General features: G+C 60.8%; 25 protein-coding genes. 12 read left to right on the top strand and 13 right to left on the bottom strand.

Annotated features, from left to right (window positions below; translation table 11 throughout):
• Positions 1 to 38: 38 nt before the first annotated feature.
• Together AC1DK3_RS15925 and AC1DK3_RS15930 are read right to left on the bottom strand one after the other, a co-directional pair.
• Entirely contained in the window at positions 39 to 2,615 is a 2,577-nt protein-coding gene (locus AC1DK3_RS15925; protein ID WP_477193228.1) for an ABC transporter permease, read from the bottom strand.
• Entirely contained in the window at positions 2,612 to 3,343 is a 732-nt protein-coding gene (locus tag AC1DK3_RS15930; RefSeq protein ID WP_477193229.1) for an ABC transporter ATP-binding protein, read from the bottom strand. The genes AC1DK3_RS15925 and AC1DK3_RS15930 overlap by 4 nt, the downstream gene beginning before the upstream one ends.
• 105 nt (positions 3,344 to 3,448) lie before the next feature.
• On the opposite strand from AC1DK3_RS15930, the gene AC1DK3_RS15935 reads away from it, so the two are divergent.
• Together AC1DK3_RS15935 and thpR are read left to right on the top strand one after the other, a co-directional pair.
• Complete coding sequence (locus AC1DK3_RS15935) at positions 3,449 to 4,171, top strand: arylesterase (protein WP_477193230.1); 723 nt, start codon at positions 3,449 to 3,451, stop codon at positions 4,169 to 4,171.
• Between the two features lie 37 nt (positions 4,172 to 4,208).
• Positions 4,209 to 4,781 (top strand): RNA 2',3'-cyclic phosphodiesterase, encoded by a 573-nt coding sequence (gene thpR / locus AC1DK3_RS15940; protein WP_477193231.1) that lies wholly within the window; start codon positions 4,209 to 4,211, stop codon positions 4,779 to 4,781.
• 10 nt (positions 4,782 to 4,791) lie between these two features.
• Here thpR and AC1DK3_RS15945 read toward each other — a convergent pair whose 3' ends face one another.
• Complete coding sequence (locus AC1DK3_RS15945) at positions 4,792 to 5,772, bottom strand: NADPH:quinone oxidoreductase family protein (RefSeq protein ID WP_477193232.1); 981 nt, start codon at positions 5,770 to 5,772, stop codon at positions 4,792 to 4,794.
• A gap of 52 nt (positions 5,773 to 5,824) precedes the next feature.
• On the opposite strand from AC1DK3_RS15945, the gene AC1DK3_RS15950 reads away from it, so the two are divergent.
• Together AC1DK3_RS15950 and AC1DK3_RS15955 are read left to right on the top strand one after the other, a co-directional pair.
• On the top strand, positions 5,825 to 6,331 hold the full coding sequence (locus tag AC1DK3_RS15950; RefSeq protein ID WP_477193233.1) for an RNA methyltransferase: 507 nt from the start codon (positions 5,825 to 5,827) through the stop codon (positions 6,329 to 6,331).
• Positions 6,331 to 6,861, top strand: coding sequence for an invasion associated locus B family protein (locus AC1DK3_RS15955; RefSeq protein WP_477193234.1), 531 nt, complete (start codon positions 6,331 to 6,333; stop codon positions 6,859 to 6,861). The genes AC1DK3_RS15950 and AC1DK3_RS15955 overlap by 1 nt, the downstream gene beginning before the upstream one ends.
• A 1-nt stretch (position 6,862) precedes the next feature.
• Here AC1DK3_RS15955 and AC1DK3_RS15960 read toward each other — a convergent pair whose 3' ends face one another.
• From AC1DK3_RS15960 to AC1DK3_RS15970, 3 genes are all read right to left on the bottom strand, one after another.
• Positions 6,863 to 7,513: a Smr/MutS family protein gene (locus AC1DK3_RS15960; RefSeq protein WP_477193235.1), complete on the bottom strand. Its 651-nt coding sequence runs from the start codon at positions 7,511 to 7,513 to the stop codon at positions 6,863 to 6,865.
• The gene (gene mltA, locus AC1DK3_RS15965) at positions 7,510 to 8,808 is read right to left on the bottom strand and encodes a murein transglycosylase A (RefSeq protein ID WP_477193236.1); all 1,299 of its coding nucleotides are present in this window, start codon (positions 8,806 to 8,808) and stop codon (positions 7,510 to 7,512) included. Before mltA ends, AC1DK3_RS15960 begins: the two co-directional genes overlap by 4 nt.
• A 64-nt stretch (positions 8,809 to 8,872) precedes the next feature.
• Positions 8,873 to 9,628, bottom strand: a complete 756-nt coding sequence (locus AC1DK3_RS15970) for a Tim44/TimA family putative adaptor protein (protein WP_477193237.1) — start codon at positions 9,626 to 9,628, stop codon at positions 8,873 to 8,875.
• A 297-nt stretch (positions 9,629 to 9,925) separates the two neighbouring features.
• Between AC1DK3_RS15970 and AC1DK3_RS15975 the strand changes: the two genes are divergently transcribed.
• Positions 9,926 to 10,456, top strand: coding sequence for an FxsA family protein (locus AC1DK3_RS15975; protein WP_477193238.1), 531 nt, complete (start codon positions 9,926 to 9,928; stop codon positions 10,454 to 10,456).
• 138 nt (positions 10,457 to 10,594) lie between these two features.
• The gene (gene secB / locus AC1DK3_RS15980) at positions 10,595 to 11,101 is read left to right on the top strand and encodes a protein-export chaperone SecB (protein ID WP_477193239.1); all 507 of its coding nucleotides are present in this window, start codon (positions 10,595 to 10,597) and stop codon (positions 11,099 to 11,101) included.
• 50 nt (positions 11,102 to 11,151) lie between these two features.
• Here the strand turns inward: secB and dnaQ are convergent, their stop codons facing one another.
• From dnaQ to AC1DK3_RS16005, 5 genes are read right to left on the bottom strand one after another with little or no spacing between them, the layout of a single operon-like run.
• A complete protein-coding gene (gene dnaQ / locus AC1DK3_RS15985; RefSeq protein WP_477193240.1) occupies positions 11,152 to 11,868 on the bottom strand; it encodes a DNA polymerase III subunit epsilon in 717 nt (238 codons plus the stop codon).
• Between the two features lie 41 nt (positions 11,869 to 11,909).
• On the bottom strand, positions 11,910 to 12,524 hold the full coding sequence (coaE, locus tag AC1DK3_RS15990) for a dephospho-CoA kinase (protein WP_477193241.1): 615 nt from the start codon (positions 12,522 to 12,524) through the stop codon (positions 11,910 to 11,912).
• Positions 12,524 to 13,354, bottom strand: coding sequence for a shikimate dehydrogenase (locus AC1DK3_RS15995; protein ID WP_477193242.1), 831 nt, complete (start codon positions 13,352 to 13,354; stop codon positions 12,524 to 12,526). The genes coaE and AC1DK3_RS15995 overlap by 1 nt, the downstream gene beginning before the upstream one ends.
• Positions 13,351 to 13,962 carry a Maf family protein gene (locus AC1DK3_RS16000; RefSeq protein WP_477193243.1) on the bottom strand — a complete coding sequence of 204 codons (612 nt, stop codon included), beginning with the start codon at positions 13,960 to 13,962 and terminating at the stop codon, positions 13,351 to 13,353. The genes AC1DK3_RS15995 and AC1DK3_RS16000 overlap by 4 nt, the downstream gene beginning before the upstream one ends.
• On the bottom strand, positions 13,955 to 14,806 hold the full coding sequence (locus AC1DK3_RS16005; RefSeq protein ID WP_477193244.1) for a pyruvate, water dikinase regulatory protein: 852 nt from the start codon (positions 14,804 to 14,806) through the stop codon (positions 13,955 to 13,957). Before AC1DK3_RS16005 ends, AC1DK3_RS16000 begins: the two co-directional genes overlap by 8 nt.
• 451 nt (positions 14,807 to 15,257) lie before the next feature.
• On the opposite strand from AC1DK3_RS16005, the gene hemE reads away from it, so the two are divergent.
• From hemE to rho, 3 genes are all read left to right on the top strand, one after another.
• Positions 15,258 to 16,313 carry a uroporphyrinogen decarboxylase gene (hemE, locus tag AC1DK3_RS16010; protein ID WP_477193245.1) on the top strand — a complete coding sequence of 352 codons (1,056 nt, stop codon included), beginning with the start codon at positions 15,258 to 15,260 and terminating at the stop codon, positions 16,311 to 16,313.
• 3 nt (positions 16,314 to 16,316) lie between these two features.
• Entirely contained in the window at positions 16,317 to 16,859 is a 543-nt protein-coding gene (hemJ, locus tag AC1DK3_RS16015; RefSeq protein ID WP_477193246.1) for a protoporphyrinogen oxidase HemJ, read from the top strand.
• Between the two features lie 202 nt (positions 16,860 to 17,061).
• Positions 17,062 to 18,327 carry a transcription termination factor Rho gene (rho, locus tag AC1DK3_RS16020; RefSeq protein WP_477193247.1) on the top strand — a complete coding sequence of 422 codons (1,266 nt, stop codon included), beginning with the start codon at positions 17,062 to 17,064 and terminating at the stop codon, positions 18,325 to 18,327.
• 123 nt (positions 18,328 to 18,450) lie between these two features.
• Here rho and AC1DK3_RS16025 read toward each other — a convergent pair whose 3' ends face one another.
• Positions 18,451 to 19,419, bottom strand: a complete 969-nt coding sequence (locus AC1DK3_RS16025) for a sterol desaturase family protein (protein ID WP_477193248.1) — start codon at positions 19,417 to 19,419, stop codon at positions 18,451 to 18,453.
• 91 nt (positions 19,420 to 19,510) lie between these two features.
• Positions 19,511 to 21,553: a thioredoxin domain-containing protein gene (locus AC1DK3_RS16030; protein WP_477193249.1), complete on the bottom strand. Its 2,043-nt coding sequence runs from the start codon at positions 21,551 to 21,553 to the stop codon at positions 19,511 to 19,513.
• A 74-nt stretch (positions 21,554 to 21,627) separates the two neighbouring features.
• On the opposite strand from AC1DK3_RS16030, the gene mnmE reads away from it, so the two are divergent.
• The 3 genes from mnmE to rsmG all read left to right on the top strand — a co-directional run bounded on the left by mnmE (position 21,628) and on the right by rsmG (position 25,788).
• Positions 21,628 to 22,941, top strand: a complete 1,314-nt coding sequence (mnmE, locus tag AC1DK3_RS16035) for a tRNA uridine-5-carboxymethylaminomethyl(34) synthesis GTPase MnmE (protein WP_477193250.1) — start codon at positions 21,628 to 21,630, stop codon at positions 22,939 to 22,941.
• A 134-nt stretch (positions 22,942 to 23,075) separates the two neighbouring features.
• On the top strand, positions 23,076 to 25,055 hold the full coding sequence (gene mnmG / locus AC1DK3_RS16040) for a tRNA uridine-5-carboxymethylaminomethyl(34) synthesis enzyme MnmG (RefSeq protein ID WP_477193251.1): 1,980 nt from the start codon (positions 23,076 to 23,078) through the stop codon (positions 25,053 to 25,055).
• Between the two features lie 61 nt (positions 25,056 to 25,116).
• On the top strand, positions 25,117 to 25,788 hold the full coding sequence (rsmG, locus tag AC1DK3_RS16045; RefSeq protein WP_477193252.1) for a 16S rRNA (guanine(527)-N(7))-methyltransferase RsmG: 672 nt from the start codon (positions 25,117 to 25,119) through the stop codon (positions 25,786 to 25,788).

Genomic DNA, 25,788 nt, shown 5'->3' on the forward strand with positions numbered 1-25,788 from the left:
ATTGCTTTCAAGCCCCGTAAACAAAAGGGGTTAGTCTTTTATTCCGAGCGCAGGTACGGCGCCGGGGGCGCCCGCAGGATAGCCCAAGTGCCAATGCCACCGAATAGGGCAATCATGGCCCCCGCCAGCCCAAGGCTGATGCCGATGGAACTGAGAGAGAAGACGTAGTCTAGTTCCATGACCCGCGTGACCGCAACCCAGGCGACGGCGCTTCCGAGCCCAATGGCGACGAGCGCGGCAATGGCGGCAAGAACCGCATATTCCCAGGCGTGAACCTCGAGGATCTGCCGCCGGCGGGCACCAATCGTTTTCAAGATGACGGCTTCCAGAATGCGGCGGCGCTGGGCGGTTACCAAAGCGCCCGCGAGAACGAGCGCGCCTGCGGTCAATGTGACGCTGCCCGCCACCTGAACGGCGACCATGACCTTAGCAAAAATCTTGCTGAACTGGTCGATTGCGTCGCGAACCCTGATCGCGCTGACGCTCGGATAGGCCTTCCCGAGATCCCGCACCATGTCTGACTCGGGCCCTGGCGGGCCGCCATGCGGCAAACGAACTGTCGCCAGCAGATTGTGCGGGGCCGCCCGGAGTGTGTTCGGCGAGAAGACCATGATGAAGTTCAGGGCGATGCTTTCCCATTTGACGTCGCGCAGGCTTGCGACCTTGGCGTCGATATTGCGACCGAGCACGTTGACCGTAACGCTGTCGCCCAAGCCGATGCCGAGTTTTTTGGCGATCTCGCCCTCGAACGAGACGAGCGGTGGCCCGGAATAGTCCTTATCCCACCAGGTGCCGCTCGAAACCGTCGACCCCTCCGGAACGGTATCGGCATAGCTGAGCCCTCGGTCGCTGTTCAAAACCCATTGCGCGTCTGCCGGGAATGTCAGCTCTTCGACCGGCTTCCCCTTTATCGCAACGATCCGGCCCCGCAGCATCGGCGCTTCGACGAGCTTCGCACCGGGCACATGCTGCGTAACGCGCGCCGTGAGCCCTTCGAAGTCGGCAGGCGGAATATCGAGAAGGAAGTAGTCGGGCGCCTCGGCCGGCAGCCGCTCCTGGAGATCGGCGACGAGAGCAGCATTGGCAAGCCCCACCGCGACCAGCAACGAAAGACCCGTGCCAAGCGACAAGAGGACGGACCGCGTCAACCCGTCCGGCGACGCGATGTTGCGCAGGGCAAGAGCAAGTTCGGGCCGCCGAGGTCGCGGCAGCCGGCCGGCGAGACGCGAGAGATAGCCGCCGAGCCATCCAAACACCGCCAGCATGACGACGAGGCCCGCGACGACGTAGAGAGCGATTGAACGCGGCTCCGACGTCAGGACCGCGACGCCGACGAGAAGAGCGGCCAGCACGCCCATGATCGCGATGAGCGCTGGGCGGGGTCTGCCGCCGGGCGAGTTGACGGAATCGCGAAAGAGGACGCTCGCGCGCACATTTTCGGCGCGCCCAAGCGGCCAGAGTGCAAACAGCAACGCAATGATGGCGCCGTAGAGCGCGGCAATCCCCAAACTCTGCGGCGAAACCTGAACATTGATGCGGACCGGCAAAAGATCTCCGTAGAACGCATCGATGATCGACGGAACGGCAACGCCCAACGCCAAACCGATCGCGATACCGATCGCGGTCATCAGCCCGAGCTGAACGAGAAAAATTCCCATGATCTGCGCGCCCGACGCGCCAACGCTTCTGAGCGTCGCGATCACTTTCATCCGCTTGTCGATGAACGTCGAAACCGCATTGGCAATGCCGACGCCGCCGACGAGCAGCGACGCAAGTCCGATGAGGATGAGGAACTGCCGCAGCCGCTCGAGCACCCTGGTGATCTGTGGTGAAGGATCGAAACGGTCGCCGCTCGTGAAGCCGCCATTGGGAATCTTTAGCGCGATGTCTTTCCGCAACTCGCTGAGCGCTTGCCGGTCGCTCGCGGCGTTCGCTGGAAGCTTGATCGCATAACGCCAGCGTATCAGCGTGCCAGGCTTGACGAGGCCCGTCTTTTCAAGCGTTTCAAGAGAGACGAAAATTCTTGGCCCATAGGTCATCCGGTCCGCGACGGCATCGGGCTCGTTATCGAGAGTGCCTCCGACCACGACCTCGGCTTCACCGAGGCGCATCTTGTCGCCGACCCTGAGCCCCAGGCGATCGAGAAGCATCGCGTCGGCGACGACTCCGTCGCCCGTGATGGCATGGGCAAACGAGCCGGGGCTCTTGAGCGTGACGTCGCCCGCCAGCGGATAGAGACCGTCGACACCCTTGAGTTCCGCCAGCGCCTGATCCGATCCATCGAGACGGCGCGCCATCGTCCGCATGGTGGCGGTTTCGCTCACCTGACCGAGACTTTGGAATACGTCCCGCTCGGCAGGAGCCGCCCGCACGTGCGCACGCGCAAACATCACGTCGCCGCCGAGAATAACCTCGCCTTGGGTCGCGAGCCCGGCACGCAACGCATCCGCAAGCGCACCGACCGCGGCGATCACCATCACGCCCAGCGCCAGGCAGGCGATGAAGATCCGGAACCCGTCGAACCCATTGCGAAGCTCACGCAAACCGAGACGCACGATCGTGCGCAATCCGGCGCGCGGTTGCGGTAGGGCGCTTTCCAGCGCCGACACCGTCACGACGACACCGCGTGCATCGCGGAACCGGAACCCGCATCGGAGACGCCAGTCCGCTCATCCGATACGATCGCGCCATCCGCCATGCGGATGATGCGATCCGCCATCGCGGCAAGCTTGTTGTCGTGAGTGACGATCACGAGCGTCGCGTTTCGGCGCTCGCGCAGACCAAAAAGCAAATCGATGATCTGTCGCCCCGTTCGACCGTCGAGATTGCCCGTCGGCTCGTCGGCAAAAATGATCTCGGGCGAACGGCTGAGCGCCCGTGCGATGGCAACGCGCTGTTGCTCGCCGCCTGAGAGTTCCGCCGGAAAATGCTCGACGCGCGCCGCGAGCCCAACCTCGTCCAAAAGACCGCGCGCCGTCTCAAAAGCCTTGCTGTCGCCTGCGAGTTCCATCGGCAAAGCGACGTTCTCGAGCGCCGTCATCGTCGGGACAAGGTGAAATGATTGAAACACGATGCCCATATGCGCGCCGCGCAGCATGGCAAGCTCATCCTCGGACAAAGGCCCGATGCTCCGCCCTGATACGTTGATCTCACCGCTTGTCGCCCGCTCGAGCCCCGCCATCGTCATGAGCAGCGATGTCTTGCCGGACCCCGATGGCCCGACGATCGCCGCGGACTGCCCATGAGGGATCGCAAGCGACACACCGCGGAGAATATGGACTGGACCTGCGCGGCTCGTCAGAGAGAGATGCACATTGTCGAGTTTGATGATGGGTTCGCTCAAGCTAAGATGCCCTGTGTTATCATGGCCGTTGTCGTGGCGGCCTTGTACCGTGCGTATCGAGCCTCTACGTCAGCTCATGAATTGCGTGATGTGTGGGGCCGAAAAATGAACGATGGATTTTCCCTTGGTCCCCGCAAGTATCTGGAGGCCCGGCCAAGGCCATGGTTTGCGAAGGCGGCACTCTGCCTCATGACGATTTTTGCCTCCACGGCCACTCCCATCATGACGTCCCCAGTAGCCGCTCAAGGGCGACCGGCGACGATTGTTGCCTTCGGAGATAGTCTTACCGCCGGCTATGGCGTCAAAACTACTGATTCGTTCCCCGCGCAGCTTCAGATGGCGCTTGAGGCGAAGGGGCACAAGGTCACCGTCGTCAATGCCGGCGTTTCTGGCGACACGACGTCCGACGGCTTGTCGCGGCTCGACTGGGCGCTCGACCCCAAACCCGATGCGGTGATCCTGGAGCTTGGCGCCAACGATGCACTCAGAGGCATCGATCCGAAAGTGCCGCGCGCCAATCTCGACAAGATGCTCGCCGCTTTGAAAGACAAGGGTATCCCGGTCCTCCTCACCGGCATGAAGGCACCGAACAATTGGGGCGACGAGTACGCAAAATCGTTCGACGCGATATTTCCGGACCTTGCCTCGAAATACGCCGTTCCGCTCTACCCTTTTTTCCTCGAGGGCGTAGCCTTGGATCGATCGTTCACGCAGCCTGATGGCTTGCACCCGACTGCAGCCGGTGTCGCCGAGGTCGTCAAGCGCATCATGCCCGACGCCGAAGCGCTCGTCGCAAGCGTCGAGCAAAAGGAAGCGCAGAAAAAATAACGGCGCCTTCGCCCCTCTTGCGAGCAAGGACATTCCGATGCCCCGCTTGTTCACCGCCATCGAGTTGCCGGACGATATCCGCGAAGAGCTGCATCGCCTGCGTGTGCCGCTGCCCGGCGCGCGTTGGCTGCAGCCCGAGAGCTATCACATCACGCTGAGATTCGGCGGCGATATCGGCAATGCGCAAGCACGCGAGTTCACCGCAAACCTCAACATGATCGAACCTGATGGATTCGAAGTCCGCCTCTCGGGTCTCGGCGCCTTCGGCGGCGATGATCCTCGATCGATTTTCGCCGCGGTTGAACTCCGCCCCGAACTCGAGGAATTAGCGCGCGCACACGAGAAAGCCGCGCGCAATGCGGGCCTGCCGCCCGATACGCGCGCGTTCAAACCACATGTCACGCTCGCAAGATTGAAGCACTCCAACGCCGACGTCGTCGCTCGTTTTCTATCGAGTCACGGCGGCTATCGCTCTGAACCCTTCTTTGTTGGGCGAACCGTGTTGATGTCGTCGCGGCCCGGCGTCGGCGGCGGGCCCTATGGGATCGAAGATTGTTTTCCCATGCGCGGATTTGGGTTTCTCGCCGACGACAGCGAAGCCAGCTGGTAGTGAGCGTCGCCTATGACGACATCGTCAGGACGACCTTACCGGTCGCCTCGCGCCGCTCCAGAACCTCAAGCGCTTCGCGGATCTGCTCAAGTGGGTAAATACCGTGGATGCGCGGCTGCAGGCGCCCGTCGCGCACCCAGCGCAAGATTTGCTCCATGTTGCGGCGATGCCCAGTAGGATCGCGCTTCACGGACTCGCCCCAGAAAACACCGGATATCTCCGCGCCCCTGAGCAACAGCAGATTGAGAGGGATCTTTGGAATGTCCCCCGCAGCAAATCCGACGACCAGAAACCGGCCTTGCCAGTTGAGCGCTCGAACCAGTGGTTCGGACGCGTCTCCGCCGATGCAATCATAGACCACATCGGCACCGTCGCCGTTCGTCAGCGAACGAACTTTCGCCTTGAGATCCGATCCCGGAAACAGGATCACGTCATCCGCGCCTGCGGCTTTAGCAATCGCACTCTTGTCTTCCGACGAGACGACGGCGATCACGCGAGCACCCATGAGCTTGGCGATCTCGACGGCAGCTTGACCCGCGCCTCCGGCAGCACCCGTCACGACGACCGTCTCTCCAGACTGCATGCGGCCGCGATCGGCAAGCCCATGCATCGCCGTGCCATACGTCACAGAAAGCCCCGCCGCGACCGTCACCGCCACGCCGTCGGGAATAGGAATGAGCTGATCGGCATCGACGGCGATCTTCTCCGACGCCCCGCCCCAATTGACGTACGCCATGACGGCTTGACCGGGGGAAATGCCCGTGTCGTTCTCGCCGATGCTTTCGACGACGCCCGCAATCTCCGCCCCAGGCGAAAACGGCAACTCCGGCTTGAACTGGTATTTGCCCCGCGTGATCAGCGTATCGGCAAAGTTGAGGCCCACGGCCGCCACCCGAACGATGGCCTGCCCCGGTCCCGCAACCGGTTCCGGCAGTGTTTCGACGGCGAGACTTTTTGCCCCGTCAAGGCTCTTGCAAAGAGCTGCTTTCATGTGTGACGTCCCACTCGCTGCATATCCCTCTGACACACACGAGCAGAACACAATGTCAAGAAAAGCGACCACATGGCCGCCGCACCCGAAGGGCTATTTCGCAATCGGAGCCGAGCGGATGTCGAAGTCGCTGAACCTCGGCAATCTGATGCGCTCGGCGCACGCCTTCGGCGCGAGCTTCACCTTTACCGTCGGCGCCACCTATAAGGCCCAGGAAGCTCACGCTGACACGTCGAAAAGCCAATTGCACCTGCCCCACTACAATTGGTCGACCCTCGACGAAATGGCGCTGCCCGGCGGCTGCAAGCTCGTCGGCATCGAGCTTCTCGACGACGCGATTGACCTGCCGAGCTTTCGTCATCCCCTTCGAGCGGCATATGTGCTCGGACCGGAGCTTGGTTCGCTCTCCGAACCGCTGATCGAGCGCTGCGACTATGTCGTCAAGATCCCGACGTCCTTTTGCGTCAATGTCGCGATGGCCGGCGCGATTGTGATGTACGATCGCATGAGGAGCTTGGCGCGGTTCGCCGATCGCCCGATCGGTGAGGGGGGACCTTGATGGGGAAGCAGAATGTGCGGAGCATTTTGTTTGTTCTATTTCTTGGTCTCGTCGCGTTGAGCCCAGCGCCGAGGCCCGCTCTCGGTGCAGAGCAGATGACCCGCGTAATGACCTTCGGCGACTGGGTCGTGATGGCCGACACCAATGACCCGCACCTCTTCTGCTTCGTAACGAGCGAACCGAAAACGAGCGAGCCGCAGGACACGCCCCGCGAAGCCCCACGGGCCTATATCTCAGCGTGGCCCAAGGATGGCATCCGCGCCGAAGTCAGCTTCCTCATGGGATTCCGCATCAAGAAACTCGCGCAGGGCACAGCGACCGTCAGCCCGGCCGGCTTCAGGCTTTTCGGCGCGAGCGATCGGGCCTACGTCGGCGATTCCACGCAGGAACTGAAGCTCGTCGAGGCCATGCGGAAAGGCAACACGATGACGATCGCGATCTCCTCCGATCGCGGCGCCAACGTTACCGACACCTACTCCTTGAACGGCATCGGACAGGCGCTGCAAAAGCTTCAGGAAACTTGCTTTTAAGTCAGGCCCGGTTCTTCGAACGCAGATGAACGTACATCGCGCCTTCGCCGCCGTGCTGGATGGCGGCCACCGTAAAACTGACGACGATTGCCCTCAACTCGGGCTCATCGAGCCAACGCGGAACGTTGCGCTTGAGAACACCGCGCTCCCGCTCCCCGTACCCCTCTTCCGAAACGGCTTTGCCGTTCGTCTTGCCCTTGCCGGTGATCACGAGAACGAACCGCAAGCCGCGCCGTTGGCAGCTGAAGAGAAAGCTTCGCAGCGCCACGTGGGCTTCGTCCTGGCGCATGCCGTGAAGGTCGACGCGCGCTTCGATCTCTGTCCGGCCGCCGCGCAATTTCCGCACGCTGTTGCGATCGAAGAGCGCAAGGTCAGGAGCTTTCGCGAGCGACGGCTTCGGACGCGAAATTTCGGGATGAGCGGGCGTCGAACGCGGCTTGACCGGCAGTCTCTCGGGCTCGGCGGACGCCTTCGGCTTCGGAACGCCGGCCGCTTTGCCGCCGGCTTTTAGGGCATCGCTCGCGGGATGGAAGCGAGACTTGGCGCGTTTCAAAGGCTCGATCGTTGCAGCGGTGTGCCGCCAGATTTCTTGATCCAGATCGTTGTCGTCGGCCGATCCCCGCCCCTTGCCCCCGCCACTCTGCTTTTTCACGGCCCATCGCTCGCAGTCTTATGAGCGTGCGAGCCGTCAAGGGGCAGCAGCGCGTAAAGGTGGCCTGGGTGCTTCGTCACGCCCGCAAGCCGGCCCGCCGCATCGCCCGAACCAAAGAAAATATCGCCACGCTCCGATCCCTTGATCGCCGAGCCGACGTCATGGGCGATCATCAGCCTGTGAAATTCGCGCGATGGAGTTGCATGCGTGATTTGCGGAGCGTCGACATAGATCGGAATCCCGATCGGGTAATACGTCGTATCGACAGCGAGACTTCGCAAAGGCTGGAGAGGAATGCAGTGAACGCCCATCGGCGCCTTGGCTTGCTCGCCCGACAGCTCTTTGAAGAAAACGTAGGAATGATTTTTCCGCATAACGGGTTTCGCCCGGTCTTTGTCGGCCTTCAGCCATTTCTTCAAAGACTTCAACGACATCTCATCCGCCGTTAGATGACCTTCATCGATCAATAATCGTCCGATTGAGTTATAGGGGTAACCGTTCTTGCCGTCATAGGTAATCCGAACTTTGTCGCCGTTCGGCAATTCGATACGCCCGGACCCCTGGACCTGCATGAAGAAAACGTCGACCGCGTCCCTGAGGTAAAAGAGCTCGAGACCCAGGCCCTCGAGTCCGCCCTCCTCGATCTCGGTGCGCGTAAAATAGGGCTCCAAGCCACGGTCAGTCTTGCGCTGATGCGTGAGGGCTGCCGACTTGGAACCGCGCTCGCTTTCCGGAACCATATTCACGAGGTCGTGCGGCCGTCGATAGACTGGCACCTTGAAGGTCTTGTCCGGCGTCCGCGAACCTTTGATGTCCGGCTCGAAGTACCCGGTGAGCAAACCATCGTGGTCGTTCCCCACGACCCGATTGGGCTGGAAATGAGCCTCGAAGAATTGCCGGGCGCCCTGCCGCGTTTGCGGGGTCTTCGACTTCGACAACGCAACGGCCCGCGAGCAAACATCGAGAAGCTCTTGCGGTGAACCGGCACTTCCGGGCGTCGGCTCGCGCGGGCCCGCTTTCAGCAAGGGCCCGCATGACGCCAGAAACGCCTTCCAGGCAGCGAGATGATCGTCCTCTTCCCAGGCGGGAAGATCGTTGAACGAAATGGGCTCGAAGGAGATTGGGTTCGAAGCCATTCGCGACTGTGCTTTGTTCTGAGACTTATCGGACGGTGCTTTTGCGAACGCGGGAACGTGCGCAATCTGCATCGATACGAGAGAGAATAACAGCGTGACGAGACGAACGGGGTTGAAAAATTGCGGGCTGAACGCCCTTGAGGTGCCTGACCAACGCATGACGCTTTTCCGTGTGAAGCGGCATACCCGCCCACACGGTCACATCGCGTCTGTTAATCTTTTCTTAAGTTGGAGCCTGAGTTGCAACCAACCGCCAATTCAGGTTGCTCCGAGCCTTGGCGTTCGAGATATCGCGGCTGAACGTCCAGATATCGGTCACGTCCTTTATCTTCTGGGCGTCGCCCGCGATGACCTCACCGGCCTTGTCGTGGGTTGCCGAGATCAGCTCGCTGACGAAGCGCACCGTCACCGAGGCCACGCCATTCTTGAGTTCCGCCTCGACAACATCGGCCTTCCGGATGCCGACGAACTGCTGCTCGATCGTCTCGCCGCGAGCTTCCCGCTCTGCGATAGCAGCCGTGAAGCCGTCGTAGACCTCTTTGCTCAAAAGGTCCTTCAGCGCCTTGCGGTTTCCTTCCGCGAACGCCGACACGATCATCTCGTAAGCGCGGCCTGCGCCAGCCACAAAGGCGTCGGGATCGAACGACGGATCGGCCTTCGCAATATCGAGGAAACCGGTGGTTATAGCGGGATCCGAAACAGGATACGCCCTGATGCGTGCCTCGGCGTTTGTCGCAGCGGCTTCAGGCGCGGACACAGGAGCTAATGGCTCCCGATCGCGGCGCGGCATCGTGATGACGTCAGCCGAAGCCGTCTCCGTGGCCGGGCGCTGGGCCGCTTCCCGCTCACGCGTTTTCAGCCGCTCGACGCGCTTCTCGTCATCGTCCGTACGGTGGCCAAGCACGTTCCGAAGCTTGATGATCGCTGCAACAGCGATGACGAGAGCAATGATTGTAATAAGATCGAATTGACCGTTCATACTAAAGGTCAGCGCCTCCGGGTGACGTGGTGCCAAAAAAGGCTTCTATTGGATGGCCCGCCACCCTAGGCCCCTTATCTAAGGGCCCGGACGGACGATTTGAAGATAGAACTTCTATAACACCTTAAGCATCCGGCGTCTGCCGCCCGTCGCCGCTGGCCCTTGACGACTGGATTACGGAGGCCAAGGCCCGCGCCACAATGTGAATATCGTTGAACATGGGGGCCTGCTTCCTGATGGTCGATGGCCGCTGACGCCCATCCGCGCTAAGGTGCCGCAATAGTTTTGCGAGCGCTTATGTCTCAACCGTTCAAAATTGCCCTGATCCTGGCGTTCGCGGCCCTCCCGCTGCTGGAAATCGGGTTGCTGATCCGTCTTGGGCAGACAATCGGCATCTGGTGGCTCGCTGCAATCGTTCTCGGCACCGCAGTCCTCGGAACTTACGTCATTCGCCGGGTCGGCCTCTCCGTCTTCGAGCGGGCGTTGTCGCGATTGGGCACGGAACGGGAAGGCTTCCCGCCGCTCTTCGATGGATTTTTGCAGGTCCTCGCCGGCCTGCTCCTAATCTTTCCTGGCGTGATCTCGGATCTGTTCGGCCTGTGCCTTCTCATCCCTCAAGTCCGCCACCTCGTCATCCGGACCGGGCTCCTGAAGCTTGTCACGCTGTTCCACTATCAGGCCGAGGTCAGCCGTGAGACCTTCCGCGCCAGCACCGGAGAAACGCCGGCTGGCGATGAGGGTGTCGTCATCGAGGGCGAATACGAGCGCGTAAGCGAACGCCCGCTGCATCAGGGCAAAGCCGTTCAGCCCAGACGTTCGCGAAACTAAGACGTTCGCGAAACTGAGGCGTTCGGAACGTTCAAGACGCTGACGCAACTGATGCGCTCTCCGTTGCGCGCCCGGGCATGACGTGCTAGCGACCGCGCTCCGAATTTCTCGATCCATAGATGAATTGAAGAGGGCACGATGGCCGAACAGGGAACCAATGGCAACGGCGCTGCCGCCGCGCAGAAACCCGACGGCCAAAATCCGATCCGGGCCAAGATCGTCAATCAATACATCAAGGATCTGTCGTTCGAAAATCCGAACGTTCACAAGCTGATTGCGTCGGCCGGCGACCAGCCGAGCGTCAAGGTCGAGGTCAACGTTGGCGCTCACAAGATCAACGAAGATCTCTACGAGACGTCGATCGAGTTCAAAGCCACCGCAACGAACAACATCGGCACGATTTACGTGCTGGAGACGGTCTATGCTGGCCTGTTGAATATCGAAAGCATGCCGGAAGGCGCATTGGAGCCGTTTCTTCTGATCTCCGGCCCCGCGATGATCTTCCCGTTCCTCCGCCGCCTGGTCGCCGACATAACGCGCGAAGGCGGGTTCCCCCCGCTGCTTCTCGATCCGATCGATTTCGGTGCACTCTATGTTAGCCGCCAGCAGCAACGAAGCCAGGGATCGGGCCGGGCCAACGCCTAAACCCGAATGCGATCTCGGCCTGAGATCAATCTCAGGCTTCACTGCAGAGCCTAGGCGACCGGCGTTTCACCCCAGAAACGAAGCCAAAGCGCCGATGTTTTCATTTTCTCGACGAACGAACGATGAGCGTCGGCCTCCGCCAGCCCGATCCGCGACGGTAACGGCCGCGGACGAACCGCTGCCGCCATACCCCGTGCCCCACCACGCTGATTGCCCGACGCGTTAGCGCTCGCCGACTGCAGACCGAACGTCGCTTGCCGCTCGCCGAGCAGCTCGACGTAGACCTCCGCCAAAAGCAAACTGTCGACGAGCGCGCCGTGCTTCGTGCGCTGGGAGTTGTCGATCGAATACCTTTTGCAAAGCGCGTCGAGCGTATTCGGGCCCGCAGGATGCCGTCGCCGCGCAATCGCGAGCGTATCGACCACGCGATCGAAGCTCAAAGCCTTCTCGCCGACGAGTCCGAGCTCGTAATTCAAAAACATGATGTCGAACTGGGCGTTGTGAATGACGAGAACGTCGTCACCGACAAACGTCAGAAACTCGCGCACGACATCGCGGAACAACGGCTTGTCGTAGAGGAATTCCGTCGCGATCCCGTGGATCTCTTGCGCTTCCCGCGGCACATCGCGTTGCGGATTGATGAAGCGATGGAACTCTCGGCCCGTCGGAATGCGATTGACCATTTCGACGCCACCGATTTCGATGAGGCGATGACCCTTCTTCGGATCGAGGCCCGTCGTTTCGGTATCGAGTACGATTTCGCGCATTCAGTCCGTTTCCCCCGGGAGACGCCGTCGGGCGCCAAGAATTATCGCCAATACTTATCGTAAGCCGTGGCGCTAAGGGGGAGTAGCTTAGTGATGATGCGATCGATTTGGCTGTTGCAGCTTTCGACCGATCCGTTGGTGTCCACAACGAAATCGGCGCGCGATTGCTTTTCGTCCTCCGGAAGCTGCCGCGCAACCACGGCCTCGAACCTGGCATCCGTCATCCCCGCGCGCGCCAGCACACGCTCGCGCTGCAACTCGGGCGACGCCGTAACGACGACGATAGCGTCGACATGCTCGTCGCGCCCGCCCTCGAAGAAGAGCGGAATCTCAAGAACTGCCATCACTGCGCCGTGTGTCTTCTCGTCTTGCAAGAAGCGACGCTCCGCCTCGTGAACGTGAGGATGCACGATTGCTTCGAGATCTTTGAAGCGATGAGAGTCGGCCACGAGCTGCGCCGCGAGCTTGCCGCGATCGACAACGCCGCCGGCGACCGATCCCGGAAAAGCCCGCTCGATCTCGTCGTTCAACGGACCGGCGTAGAGCCGGTGCACCTCGGCGTCCGCATCGAAAACGCTGATTCCGCGCGCACGGAACCGTGCCGCCGCGGTCGATTTGCCCATGCCAATCGAACCCGTCAATCCAACGACAAGCATCACGCCTCACGAATATTTTCTGCAACAAGCCGATAAAGCTCGCGCGTCACCTCCGGGCGAACGCCGAACCACTTCTCGAACCCGGGGACAGCCTGGTGTAGCAACATCCCGAGCCCGTCCACGCCAACGAGCCCATATTTGCGAGCGGAGCTTAACAATCCGGTCTCCAACGGGACGTAAACGAGATCCGCGACAACCGCATCTTTGGGTACCCGAGAAAAATCGATGCCCGTATCCCCCGCGCCGTTCATGCCAAGCGTCGTCGTGTTAACGATGACGGAAACGTCCGTGATATGATCATTTCGAACGTCCCAAGGCCAAGCGGAAACGCGCGCGCCGAAGTGACGCGCTATCTCCTGCGCCCGCTCGACCGTCCGGTTGTAAACGCGAATGTCGTCGCGGCCGGCTTCCAGAAATCCATGGATCACCGCCCGCGCTGATCCTCCCGCGCCAAGGATCATGATGGGGCGCGGCGACTGTTTCCAATGTGGCGCCGACTGATCGAGATTGGCCATGAAGCCGTAGGTGTCGGTATTAGTGCAGGCCAGAGCATCGCCCTCGAACCAGAGCGTGTTCGCGGCGCCGACCGCGATGGCCGAAGGAGATTGAATCTTGGCAGCCGCAAACGCAGCTTCCTTATGCGGGACGGTTACGTTGCAACCCGCAAATCCGCGATCCTTCAAAGACGCGAGAAACTGCGGCAGCTCCTCGGCTCGAACCGGCTCTTTCGTATAAGTGCCCTCGATACCGTACGTCCGCAGCCAATACTGATGAATGAGCGGTGAGCGCGAGTGCGCGATCGGCCACCCGATGACACAGGCCCGCTTCATGCTGTGATCATCTGTTCTTCGCGAAGACGCGCGAGAAGCGCCAGCAGCGGAATGCCGAGGATCGTGAAATAATCGCCCTCGATTTGTTCGAAGAGTTGCACGCCCAAACCTTCCAATTCGTAGCAGCCGACACTACCGAGAACGCGATCTCCGGCGCGCTTGAGATAGGCGCCGAGAAATTCATCGGAATAATTCCGCATGGTCATCGCGGCCGTCGATGTCGTTTGCCAGTGAACGACCCCGTTTCGAGCCAGCGCAACGGCGGAAACGAGATCGTGCGTGCGCCCGCGCAACATGACGAGGTGTTCGCGTGCCTCACTCACGCTCTCGGCTTTTGAAAAAATCTTAGGGCCGAGCGCCAGCACCTGATCGGCGCCGATGACGAGAGCATCCCCATGTTCGATGGAAACGACGCGGGCTTTTTCCGCCGCGAGTACGCTGGCAACATCTGCCGCCTCCGCGCCGGATGTCTTTTCGAGAATGGCATCCCGAATGGCCGTCTCGTCGATTTCTGCGGGAATGACCTCGAATTCGAGACCCGCCGCTTCGAGCAACGTGCGACGCGCGATGCTGGCCGAAGCGAGTATCAACCGGGTGACGTCAGACATTGACCGGGTCCGTCTCCGGTTTTGATCCGGCCTTCCGGTCGTTTAAGAGCTTCAGGATCATCGTTGCAGATTCTTCGATGGACCGTCGCGTCACGTCGATGATCGGCCAACCGTATTGAGCGGCGATCTTCCGCGTATAGGCGATTTCGGCCGATATCATATCACGATCGACATACGTTTCGAGATCCCGGTCAGCCATGAGGATCGCGCGATTGCGACGCACGTCTGCAATTCGATCCACATTTGCAATCAAACACACCACAAATGCCGAGTGCTGCCGGAACAGTTGCTCGGGCAGCGACACCTGCGGAACGAGCGGCAAATTCGTCGTCTTGTATCCGCGTTGCGCGAGATAGAGACTAGTCGGCGTTTTCGACGTCCGCGAAATGCCGAGCAATATGATGTCCGCATCGCTGAGATTGTCCGGCAACCGGCCGTCGTCGTGCGCCATCGTGAAATTCATCGCATCGATGCGCCGGAAATAATCGGCATCGAGAACGTGCTGGCCTGCGACCGTCGGCGTTTGCGGTGCGCCGAGATAGCTCTCGAACACCTGCATGATCGGACGCAAGATCGCGAGACATGGAATCTTGAGCTTCTGGCAATGCTGCTCGAGCTCGACCGCCAGCGCCTGGTTGACGACAGTATAAAGCACGATGCCGGGCTCGGCTTCGATGTCGGCAAGCACACGCTTCAATTGCCGCTGGGTGCGCACCAATGGGTGCACGTGTTCGATCGCCCGAATGTTCTGATACTGCACGATCGCCGCTTTCGCGATCGCTGCAAGCGTTTCACCGGTCGCATCGGAAACGAGGTGCATATGAAACAGGCTCGGCAGCGTCATGACATCGATCTCTTGCGACTGACGGGCGGCAGCCTGTTCAAAACCCCGACGTTATCCCCGGACCCGGTGGGCTCGTTTCGGGTTGAGAGAACAACCATCGGCTCGCCCACCGCGATACCCACATCCGGGCAAAAGGGAAAGATGTTGTTCGACGAATGGCTATCCCAAGGGACAACGGGCCTCTCCAGCCCCTGTCCTGCGGTTTTCAACAAACAACCCTTCTGGGTTGTCGTTGCAGGTCGTACGCAAGACATTGATAAATAGACGCCTTATCCTGCTATTGCGCTGGGAGCCCCACAAGCACTATCGCTCGTGCTACACGATCTGACTGACTGAAACCTTGTGGACAGCATGTGGACGATTTCATCATCCCCGAACCTCGCTGCCCTAAGAGTCTAAAAAATAAGCTTCAAGAAAACTTATCTGATTTGAAGTGAAGGGAAGAACGACGTTGCACGACCTGAAGGCCAACCAGCCCCTGAAGCGTTTCCTGACCCCGTTTTCGGGCAAGGCCGTTGCGCCGCCTCCAGTCTGGCTGATGCGCCAAGCCGGACGCTATCTGCCGGAATACCGCAAAATCAGGTCCGAAGCCGGGACCTTTCTCGACCTGTGCTATTCGCCGGAGCTCGCTGCCGAAGTGACGCTGCAGCCGATCCGGCGCTACGGCTTCGACGCCGCAATCCTGTTTTCCGACATCCTCGTCGTTCCCGACGCACTTGGCCAAAGCGTCCGTTTTGCCGAAGGCGAAGGCCCCCGCCTCGACCCGATCAACACGGTTGCAGGCCTCTCCCGACTCGCCCTATCGAACACCCACGACAAATTCGCAAAAGTTTGCGAGACGGTCGCGCTGCTCAGCCGGGAGCTGCCGCGCGAAACGGCTTTGATTGGATTTTGTGGGGCACCTTGGACCGTCGCAACGTACATGGCCGAAGGGCGGGGATCGAGCGATCAGGCAGCTGCGCGCAGCTGGGCGTATCGCGATCGGCCGGGTTTTTCGGCGCTCATCGACATCCTGACCGAAGCCTCGATCGCCTACCTGTCGGGCCAAGTGAAAGCCGGCGCGAATGCGCTGCAGATTTTCGACAGCTGGGCGGGTAGCCTCGCCGAGGATGAATTCGAGCGCTGGGTCATCAGACCGACGGCGCGCATCGTCGCCGAAGTCCGAAGCCGTCACCCTGGCATACCGATCATAGGCTTTCCGCGCGGAGCGGCAGCAAGCCTTCAGAAATATATCGACGGAACCAACGTCGATGGCGTGAGCTGCGATACGGCCTGCCCGCTGAGCGTGATGCAGGCAATCGCGAAAACAGGCAAAGTCGTCCAGGGTAATCTCGATCCGCTGCTACTGGTCAGCGGTGGCGACGCGCTCGACGCCCGCACCGGCGCAATCTGCCAGGCTATGGCCGGCTTACCCTTCGTGTTCAACCTCGGGCACGGCATCGTACCCGAAACGCCGACCGAAAATGTCGCCCGGCTTGTTCAAAAGGTCCGCGAAAAGGGAAACTGAAGCATGTCAGACGCTCCCTCCACCGTCTCGCCTCAGGCAGGCTCCCCAGCGCGCCGCGCCGCGATTGCGCTGGGGGTGACAATTCTTCTGGCCGCGGCTTTCGTCCTCATCTTCCCTACAGACGCCTATCTCTGGATCAAATCCTTCCACGTCATCGCCATCATCGCCTGGATGGCGGCCATGCTCTATCTGCCGCGGCTTTTCGTCTATCATGCCGAGGCGCCGGTGGGCTCCGCTCAGTCCGAAAGCTTCAAGGTGATGGAAGGCCGGCTTCTCAACATCATCGCGACGCCGGCGATGATCATCGCCTGGGTGCTCGGCCTATGGCTTGCGACCACGGGCCACTTCTGGTCAGCACCTTGGTTGCACGCCAAAATTACGCTGGTCCTCCTGCTTTCCGGGTTGCATGGCTACCTGTCGGCTTCGGCTCGCGCCTTTCGTGAAGATCGCAACACGAAACCCGCGCGTCACTGGCGGATTATCAATGAGGTCCCGGCGGTGCTGATGATCGGCATTGTCATCCTTGTAATTGTAAAGCCATTTTGAGACTTTCCTAATCCGCGCCGATCTGCTATGGAAAATCAGTCCTCATAGGATTTTGGCAGACGGCACGTTTCGACGTTTTGATGCGTCAACGCCCGCCGGTCCATGACGAGGCGCCCGCCTCGTCGCCGTCATGCCAGGCTCATTCATCCCACCTCACCACCCGATACCGCTTTAATGCGGCGCTCCGTGGAGTTCTTTTTCAATGAAGCAAATGAAGCTCGAGGATTTGAAGCGGAAATCCCCCGCCGAGCTCGTCACCTTTGCCGAAGAGGCCGGTGTCGAGAACGCCTCGACCCTGCGTAAGCAGGAATTGATGTTCGCGACGCTCAAGCAGCTCGCGACCCAGGAAACCGAAATTACCGCGACCGGTGTCGTTGAAGTCCTCCAGGACGGCTTCGGCTTTTTAAGATCGCCCGACGCGAATTATCTGCCCGGTCCCGATGACATCTACGTCTCGCCCTCGCAGATCCGCCGTTTTGCCCTCCGCACGGGCGATACCGTCGAAGGCCAGATCCGGTCGCCCAAGGATGGCGAACGCTACTTCGCCCTCCTCAAGGTCTCGAACATCAACTTCGAAGACCCCGAGATGACGAAGCACAAGAGCCATTTCGACAACCTGACGCCGCTTTATCCCACGCAGTGGCTGAAGCTCGAGATCGAAGACCCGACCATCAAAGACTTCTCTTCCCGCGTGATCGACATCGTCTCGCCGCTCGGCAAAGGCCAGCGCGCCCTAATCGTGGCGCCGCCCCGCACCGGCAAGACCGTCCTTCTTCAAAACATCGCGCATTCAATTACGGCCAACCATCCGGAATGCTACCTGATCGTTCTGCTCATCGATGAGCGGCCGGAAGAAGTCACCGACATGCAGCGCAACGTCAAAGGCGAGGTCATATCCTCCACGTTCGACGAGCCGCCGTCGCGCCACGTTCAAGTGTCCGAAATGGTCATCGAGAAGGCTAAGCGTCTTGTTGAGCATAAGCGGGATGTCGTCATCCTGCTCGACTCGATCACGCGTCTCGGTCGTGCCTACAACACGGTTGTACCGTCTTCCGGCAAGGTTCTGACCGGCGGCGTCGACTCGAACGCCCTGCAGCGGCCGAAGCGCTTCTTCGGTGCAGCCCGCAACATCGAAGAGGGCGGCTCGCTGACCATCATCGCGACCGCGCTGATCGATACCGGCTCGCGCATGGACGAAGTCATCTTCGAAGAGTTCAAAGGTACCGGCAACTCGGAAATCATTCTGGACCGCAAGGTCTCCGACAAGCGCGTCTTCCCGGCAATCGACGTATCGCGCTCGGGCACGCGCAAAGAAGACCTGCTCGTACCAAAAGATCAGCTCAAGAAGGTCTACGTGCTCCGCCGCATCCTCAACCCGATGGGTACGATGGACGGCATCGAGTTCTTGATCGACAAGCTCCGGTCCACCAAGACCAACGGCGAGTTCTTCCAGTCGATGAACACGTAATCCACCGAAAAATGATTCACGTGAAAAAGGCCGCTCGCTAGGGCGGCCTTTTTTATTGGTCGATGGCAGAAGGGCTTTGAAGATCGGAAGCCGGCGGCACATCACCTGACGACTAGGTGAGACTTACTCCGCCGCGTGAAAGATTTGGTCCCGAGCTTCCTGCGCCGGCGTCTTGGCGGCGAGCTTCTTATAGCGCTCGGGCTCACCCTTCCCGGGCTCGTAGTAGAACGGCAGCAGCAGCTGCTCGATGTAGCCCTTCGGGAAATTCGGAAGCTCGTCGACACCCATATCCTCGGACGTGATTTCACGCTTCGGCTTGTCGCTGAACGTGCCGAGCATCCGGTCCCAGATCGTCAGAAGCAGGCCGAAATTGCAGTCGCCTTCCGTACCCCAGTTCACGTGATGCATGTGATGGAGACGGCCAATCGACAGATGTTTCTGGAGCGGACCGAGCCGCGCATCGACATTCGAGTGCTGCACGATCAGCGTCACCGAGATCAGGAAGCCGAGCACCACCGCGACCGGAACCGGCATGCCGATGATCACGAGCGGCATGTTGCCGACGACCATATCGATGACTTGATGGATGGGATGGCGGATGACGCCATTGTAGCCGTACAGCCGGCCGACACCGTGATGGACCGCATGCAGCCTCCAGAGCGGCGCATACCGATGGCTCAGGTAGTGCATCATCATGAACGCGAAGTCGGCGACGAGGAACGCCATCAGGACCTGCGTCCACATCGGCCAATGCGTCGGCCAAATACCCTGGAACGGGAAAAGCCAGCAGATGACCGGGATCAGGAAGACGCCATTCATCGCCGACAATTCGTAAGCCGCGATGTGCGCTGTGTTGGCGGCCATGTCGCCGTGTTCGGAGTGATCGTTCCACTCATCGAAAAACGGGGCGATCTTCTCGGCCGCGAATGAAGTTGCATAGGCGGTTGCGAGCAGCGGCAAGAGCCAGAGATAGGCCCAGCTGTTGCCCCGCGCGACGACGAGCTCGCTCACCACCCAATAGGCGGCCGCGGTCAGCCCGAACATCATGAAGGGCGCATATCCGTATCGAACGATTTCGCGAAGAAGCTTCATGCAGCGCGGCCTTTCCACCCAGCCTCTATATCGCTCCGAGGCTGGTTCAGCCAAGCGTTTGAACTCTGAGACGTTTCAACGCGGTAAAGAGTCATCGAAAAGTTGCATCTCTCGTTTCGCGGCGCGCTGCTCTGAGGCGCTCGAGGAATTCCTCAGGCTCGTGCAAAGGCGCGCTGCAAGTGGGACCGGTGCACACATAAGCCGTTGATCTGCCTCCGATGCTGGACTTTCCGCCAAGAGCCGATTGGCCGCTTAACGGTGTCGCCGCTGCCGAAATGAACTCGACGTCACCGGGTAACGAAATATGGCGCAGCGCCGTTGCGAGTTGATCATCGCCGCCGCCAATGACTGCAACCTGAACCAGACGATCCAAATCCAGTTCCGCGGCGATAAGACCGCAGTGCCCGGTGGGCGCCCGAGCCTCTGCGCCCGCAAACGCACGCGTGAGTTCCCGCGCCCGGTCATCGTACCGGCTCTCGCCGGTCAGCGCCGCGAGCGCAATCAAGTTGGAAAGCTGGATCGCGTTGGCGCTTGGAACAGCGTCGTCCGATGCCGTCTTGAGCCGCACCACGACATCGGTCGTATCGTCGGCCGCTGTGAAATAGCCGCCGTCTTCGCCATCCCAATAATGCTGATCGAGAACTTCTGCCCAGCGCTGTGCCTGAGCGAGATAGGTTTCCAATTGCGTCGCGCCGAACAAGCGAAGCGCGGCCCAGGTCATATTCGCATAATCCGACGCTGTCGCCGGAGCCTTCGCGAGACCATCGCGATACGAATGGAAAAGACGATCTCCACCCGCTGAGAGCTTCGTCGTGACACACGTGAACGCGCGCTCGGCGAGCATCAGCCATTCCGGATTTTCGAACACAACAGCAGCGCGCGACAGCGCGGCGATCATCAACCCGTTCCAGTCGGCGAGGATCTTGTCGTCCCATCCCGGACGGATGCGCAGCGCACGACGCGACAGAAGCTTCGCACGCATCGCCGCCAGTCGCTCCTCTTCCGCATCCGAAAGCAAAGCGAGCGAGTCGAGACGATTGAGAATTGTGTGCCCTTCGAAGTTGCCGTTGGGCGTCACGCCGTAAACGCGGTCGAAGAATTCCGCATCCTCAGTGCCGAGGACCTCCGCGATTTCCGCTGCGCTCCAGACGTAGAACTTGCCTTCTTCGCCTTCGCTGTCTGCATCGAGAGAAGCGGCGAACCCACCGGCTTCACCGATCATCTCACGCGTCATCCAATCGACAGTCTCCGCAATGCGGATCTTGAAGAGAGGCTCCTGCGTCTCGCGCCAAACCTCCGTCATGAGATCGATCAGCAGCGCATTGTCGTAGAGCATCTTTTCAAAGTGCGGCACGAGCCAGAGCTCGTCGACGGAATAGCGCGAGAAGCCTCCACCGAGATGATCGTAGATGCCGCCCTGGCAAATATTGCGAAGCGTCGTGACGACAGCGTCTTTCGCAATTTGCTCGTCGAAACGAATGGCCCCACGCCACAAGAGCCAGAAGATGTTCCACTGCGGAAACTTCGGCGCACCCGAGAGACCGCCGCGCTCGCGGTCGACCGCACGCGCGATGCGCTGAACAAGATCGCGAACGTCAGGACCGGGCACATTCCCGCGAGAGTGCGTGACAGCATCGTCCTTCAACGATGCGAGAAGCGCCTCGGTGTTCTTGCGCACATTGTCGGGCTGGTTCTGGTAAGCCTCCGCGATGCGGAGAAGAACGGTCACGAACGCCGGACGCCCGTAGCGTGATTCACGTGGAAAGTACGTGCCGCCCCAGAAGGGTTTTGCCTCGCTGTCGAGGAACATCGTCAGCGGCCACCCACCCTGCTCGCCGAGACGATGCAGCGCGCCCATGTAGATCGCATCGATGTCGGGACGCTCCTCGCGATCGACCTTGATGTTGATGAAGAGGCTGTTCATCACCTCGGCAGTCGCGGCATCCTCGAAGCTTTCGTGCGCCATCACGTGGCACCAGTGGCATGCAGCGTACCCGACGGAGAGTAGAATGGGTTTGCCCGTCCGCTTCGCTTCCGCAAGCGCTTCCGGACCCCACCCCCACCAATGCACGGGATTGTCTTTGTGCTGCAGGAGATAGGGACTCGTCTCGTACTTCAGCCGGTTTTCGCTCATTGCACTCTAGTATGAGTTAGGAGGGTTTTCGTGATCGAGTTGCACCCGACGGCGTCTACGAGTACGCGAACCAAATGAATGAGGCTTCAACTATCTTCGCGCTGTCGAGCGCACCGGGACGCGCCGGCGTCGCCGTGATCCGCGTATCGGGTCCGGCAGCCCAGCAGGCTCTCGAAATGATGTCGGGACCATTGCCGAAGCCGCGCTTCGCTGCTTACCGGACCATCAAGCATCCAACGACCGGAGAAGCGCTCGATAGAGCGGTCGTCATTTGGTTCAAGGCGCCTTCGACCGAAACAGGCGAGGACATCGCCGAGTTCCAGATCCACGGAAGTCGCGCCGTCATTGCCGCGATCCTGTCGGCGCTGGGTAAAATAGCCGGATGCCGGTTGGCGGAGCCCGGCGAATTCGCCCGTCGCGCCTTCGAAAACGGCAAGCTCGATCTCGCCGAGGTCGAGGGCCTGGCCGATCTGATCGACGCAGAAACCGACGCCCAGCGCCGCCAAGCCCTGGCGCAAACGGCGGGCGCTCTCTCGAAGATCTACGAAAGCTGGCGGACGCGATTGATCGAGATTGCCGCGCTGACCGAAGCGGCAATCGATTTCTCCGACGAAGGCGACGTCTCGGCATCGTCCTTCGCCGAAGCGAGAAAACGCGCAGCTTCTTTGCTAACGGAGGTCGCCGCGCATCTTGACGACGGCCATCGAGGAGAGATCCTTCGCGACGGCTTTCGCGTCGCCCTGCTGGGACCGCCGAACGCGGGAAAGTCGACCCTGCTGAATACCCTCGCCCGCCGCGAAGCCGCAATCGTCTCCGCTGAAGCCGGAACGACCCGCGACGTCATCGAGGTTCGGCTGGATCTCGCCGGCCTCCCGGTCATCGTCTCCGACACGGCGGGCATCCGCGAAGCCGCGAACGACATCGAACGCGAGGGCATACGGCGCAGCCTCGCCGCCGCTCGCGACGCCGATCTGGTGCTGTGGTTAACGGAAAATTCTGAATCGATTCCGCCACTTAGTTTTTCACGTGAAACAAGTCTTGAAATCCGTTCCAAACAGGATCTTGGATTTGAGTCGGAAATCAGGGGCTTAGCGATTTCGGCCAAAACCGGTGCCGGGATCGACCAGCTCATCGCCGAGATCGCCCTCCGGGCCGGCGCGGCTGTCGGCTCCGGGACCGAACCGGCGCTGACCCGGGTAAGGCACCGGGAAGCCCTGGAAAATGCCCTGAACGATATCGGCGCCTTCCTTAACGGCCCTGCCGATTCCATCGAACTCCGGGCGGAGGACGTGCGCCGCGCCGCTCACGCGCTGGGCCGGATCACCGGCCGGGTCGACGTTGAGGACGTCCTTGACCAAATTTTCAGTCGATTCTGCATCGGCAAGTGAGTCCAAAAGGTTTCACGTGAAATGATTCCCGGATTCGCAAGCCCCCATTTTTCAGACTCCTGTGGGCAACATCCGGCGACATGCCGTCTTTTGTGCGAACCCCGGATGCGCTAGGTCAGGCCATGATCCACGCCATGAGCAGCACGTACGACGTCATCGTAGTAGGCGGCGGCCACGCCGGGACCGAAGCAGCAGCAGCCGCGGCGCGGATGGGTGCGCGGACGGCGCTCGTCACCCATACTTTCGCGACGATCGGCGAAATGTCGTGCAATCCGGCAATCGGCGGCCTCGGAAAGGGCCATCTAGTCCGCGAAATCGACGCCCTAGACGGTCTGATGGGCCGCGTCGCGGACGTCGCGGGCATCCAGTTCCGGCTGCTCAACCGCTCGAAGGGCCCCGCGGTCCACGGCCCCCGCACCCAGGCCGACCGCAAGCTTTACCGCCAGGCCATGCAGGCCGAAATCGCCGCCATCCCAAACCTCGACGTGATCGAAGGTGGCGTTGAAGACCTCATCGTTAACATGGGCCGCGTCCAGGGCGTGATCACCGCGGACGGCCAGCACCTCATAGCGGGCGCTGTCATTCTGACGACCGGCACCTTCCTTAATGGCCTCATCCATATGGGCGAGCAGAAGATTCCGGCCGGCCGGGCTGGCGAGGCGCCCGCCCTCAAGCTGTCCGAGCGGCTCTATGGGCTCGGGCTGAAGCTCGGTCGCCTGAAGACCGGCACCCCCGCCCGCCTCGACGGCAAGTCGATCGATTGGGCGAGCCTCGAAATGCAAATGGCCGACGACGATCCGGTGCCATTTTCGTTTCTGACCGAGGCCATCACGACCCCGCAAATCGCGTGCGGCATCACCCACACGACCGCAGAGACGCACGACATCATCCGCGCGAATCTCGCCCGTTCGCCAATGTATTCCGGCCAAATCGAGAGCGTCGGTCCGCGCTATTGCCCGTCGATCGAAGATAAGGTCGTGCGATTCGCCGACCGTGCAGCCCACCAGATTTTCCTCGAGCCCGAAGGCCTCGACGACGACACGATCTACCCGAACGGCGTCTCGACATCTCTCCCCGTGGAAGTCCAGGAAGCCTTCCTGAAAACCATGCCCGGTCTGGCGAATGTCGTGATCAAGCGCCCGGGCTATGCCATCGAATACGACTACGTCGATCCGCGCGAGCTGACCCCGGGTCTGGAGGTCAAGCGTCTGCCGGGCCTCTTTCTGGCAGGTCAGATCAACGGAACGACCGGATACGAGGAAGCCGCCGCCCAAGGCCTTCTTGCGGGCATCAATGCCGCCCTGACGGCAAGCCAAACCACGCGCGATTCAACCTCCAGTGATTCACGTGAAACGGATTCACGTGAAACAAATCCGAGGGTTACGGAGGATTCACGTGAAACGTACGCCGTTTCGCGCACCGCCGGCTACCTGGGCGTGATGGTCGATGACCTCATAACCCGGGGCGTTTCCGAGCCCTATCGCATGTTCACGTCGCGGGCCGAATTCCGGCTGAAGCTGCGCGCCGACAACGCCGACCAACGCCTGACGCCCGAAGGCATCACCCTCGGCTGCGTCGGCCCTGAGCGCCGCCGCAAGTTCGAAGCCAAGGCTAAGGCCCTCGCCGACGGCCTGAACCTTCTGAACCAGCTCGCCATGACCCCGACCGAAGCCGCCCGCCATGGCTTGGCGATCAACCGCGACGGCCGCCGCCGTACGGCCTTCGAATTGTTGGCTTTTCCGGACATTTCGCTCGACCGCCTGAAGGCCGTCTGGCCTGAGATCGGCAAGATCGATTCGGCCGTAGCCGCCCAGCTCGAGGTCGACGGCCGGTATGCCGCCTATCTCCGGCGCCAGGACGAAGACGTCGCCCAGTTGAAGCGGGACGAGGCCGTTCGCATCCCCGACGCCTTCGATTACGCCGCCATTCCGGGCCTGTCCGCCGAGATCCAGCAGAAGCTGGCTCGCCATCGCCCGGCAACGATTTCCCAGGCTGGACGGCTCGAGGGCATGACCCCCGCCGCCCTTCTGACCCTGCTAGCCCGGCTCAAGGCAGCAAAGGATGGGACGCGGGAAGCGAAGGGTGACCGTCAAAGCGGCAGCAAGAGCGCCTAGAGCATTTTCAAGCAAAGTGGGGCCCCCGTTCGCGTAAGAAGGTTCGCGTAAAGAAAATGCGATGAAACAACGAGATATGGCCCTGCCGCGCATCGATACCCCGGAAGAATTCCAGCGGCGCTTCGGAATTTCACGTGACGTCCGTGAAAAGCTAGAGACTTACGCAGCCCTTCTCAAACGCTGGCAGAAAACGATCAACCTCGTCGCGCCGAGCACACTGGACGAGATCTGGCACCGTCATTTCGCCGATAGCGCCCAGCTCTGGAAGTACCGGCCGGAAGGCGCGCGAACGTGGCTCGACCTTGGGTCCGGCGCCGGTTTTCCGGGCCTCGTCCTGGCGATCATGGCTTCCGAAACCGGCGGGACGCGCCACATACTGGTCGAGAGCGACAGCCGCAAGGCCGCATTCCTGCGCGAGGTTGCCCGCGAGACCCGCGTTGCTGTGGACATTCTGTGCATGAGGATCGAAAATGCCGAGACTCACGCTAAGGTAGGCAAGGCCGACTGCGTTACTGCGCGCGCTCTTGCTCCACTCTCTCGGCTGGTCGAGATCGCGGCACCTTATTTTGCGTCTTCTACGCTTGGCATGTTCTTGAAGGGCCGTGAGGTAGCGGCCGAAATCGAGAACGCAGCTCAGGATTGGCAGTTTGCCTTTGAGCTGATTCCAAGCGTTACGGAAGAGGGCGGCCGTGTTGTGTTGCTCAAAGCGTTGAACCCAAGGACGGAGGGATAA

The sequence above is a fragment of the Hyphomicrobium sp. 01T421 genome (genome assembly GCF_056398805.1).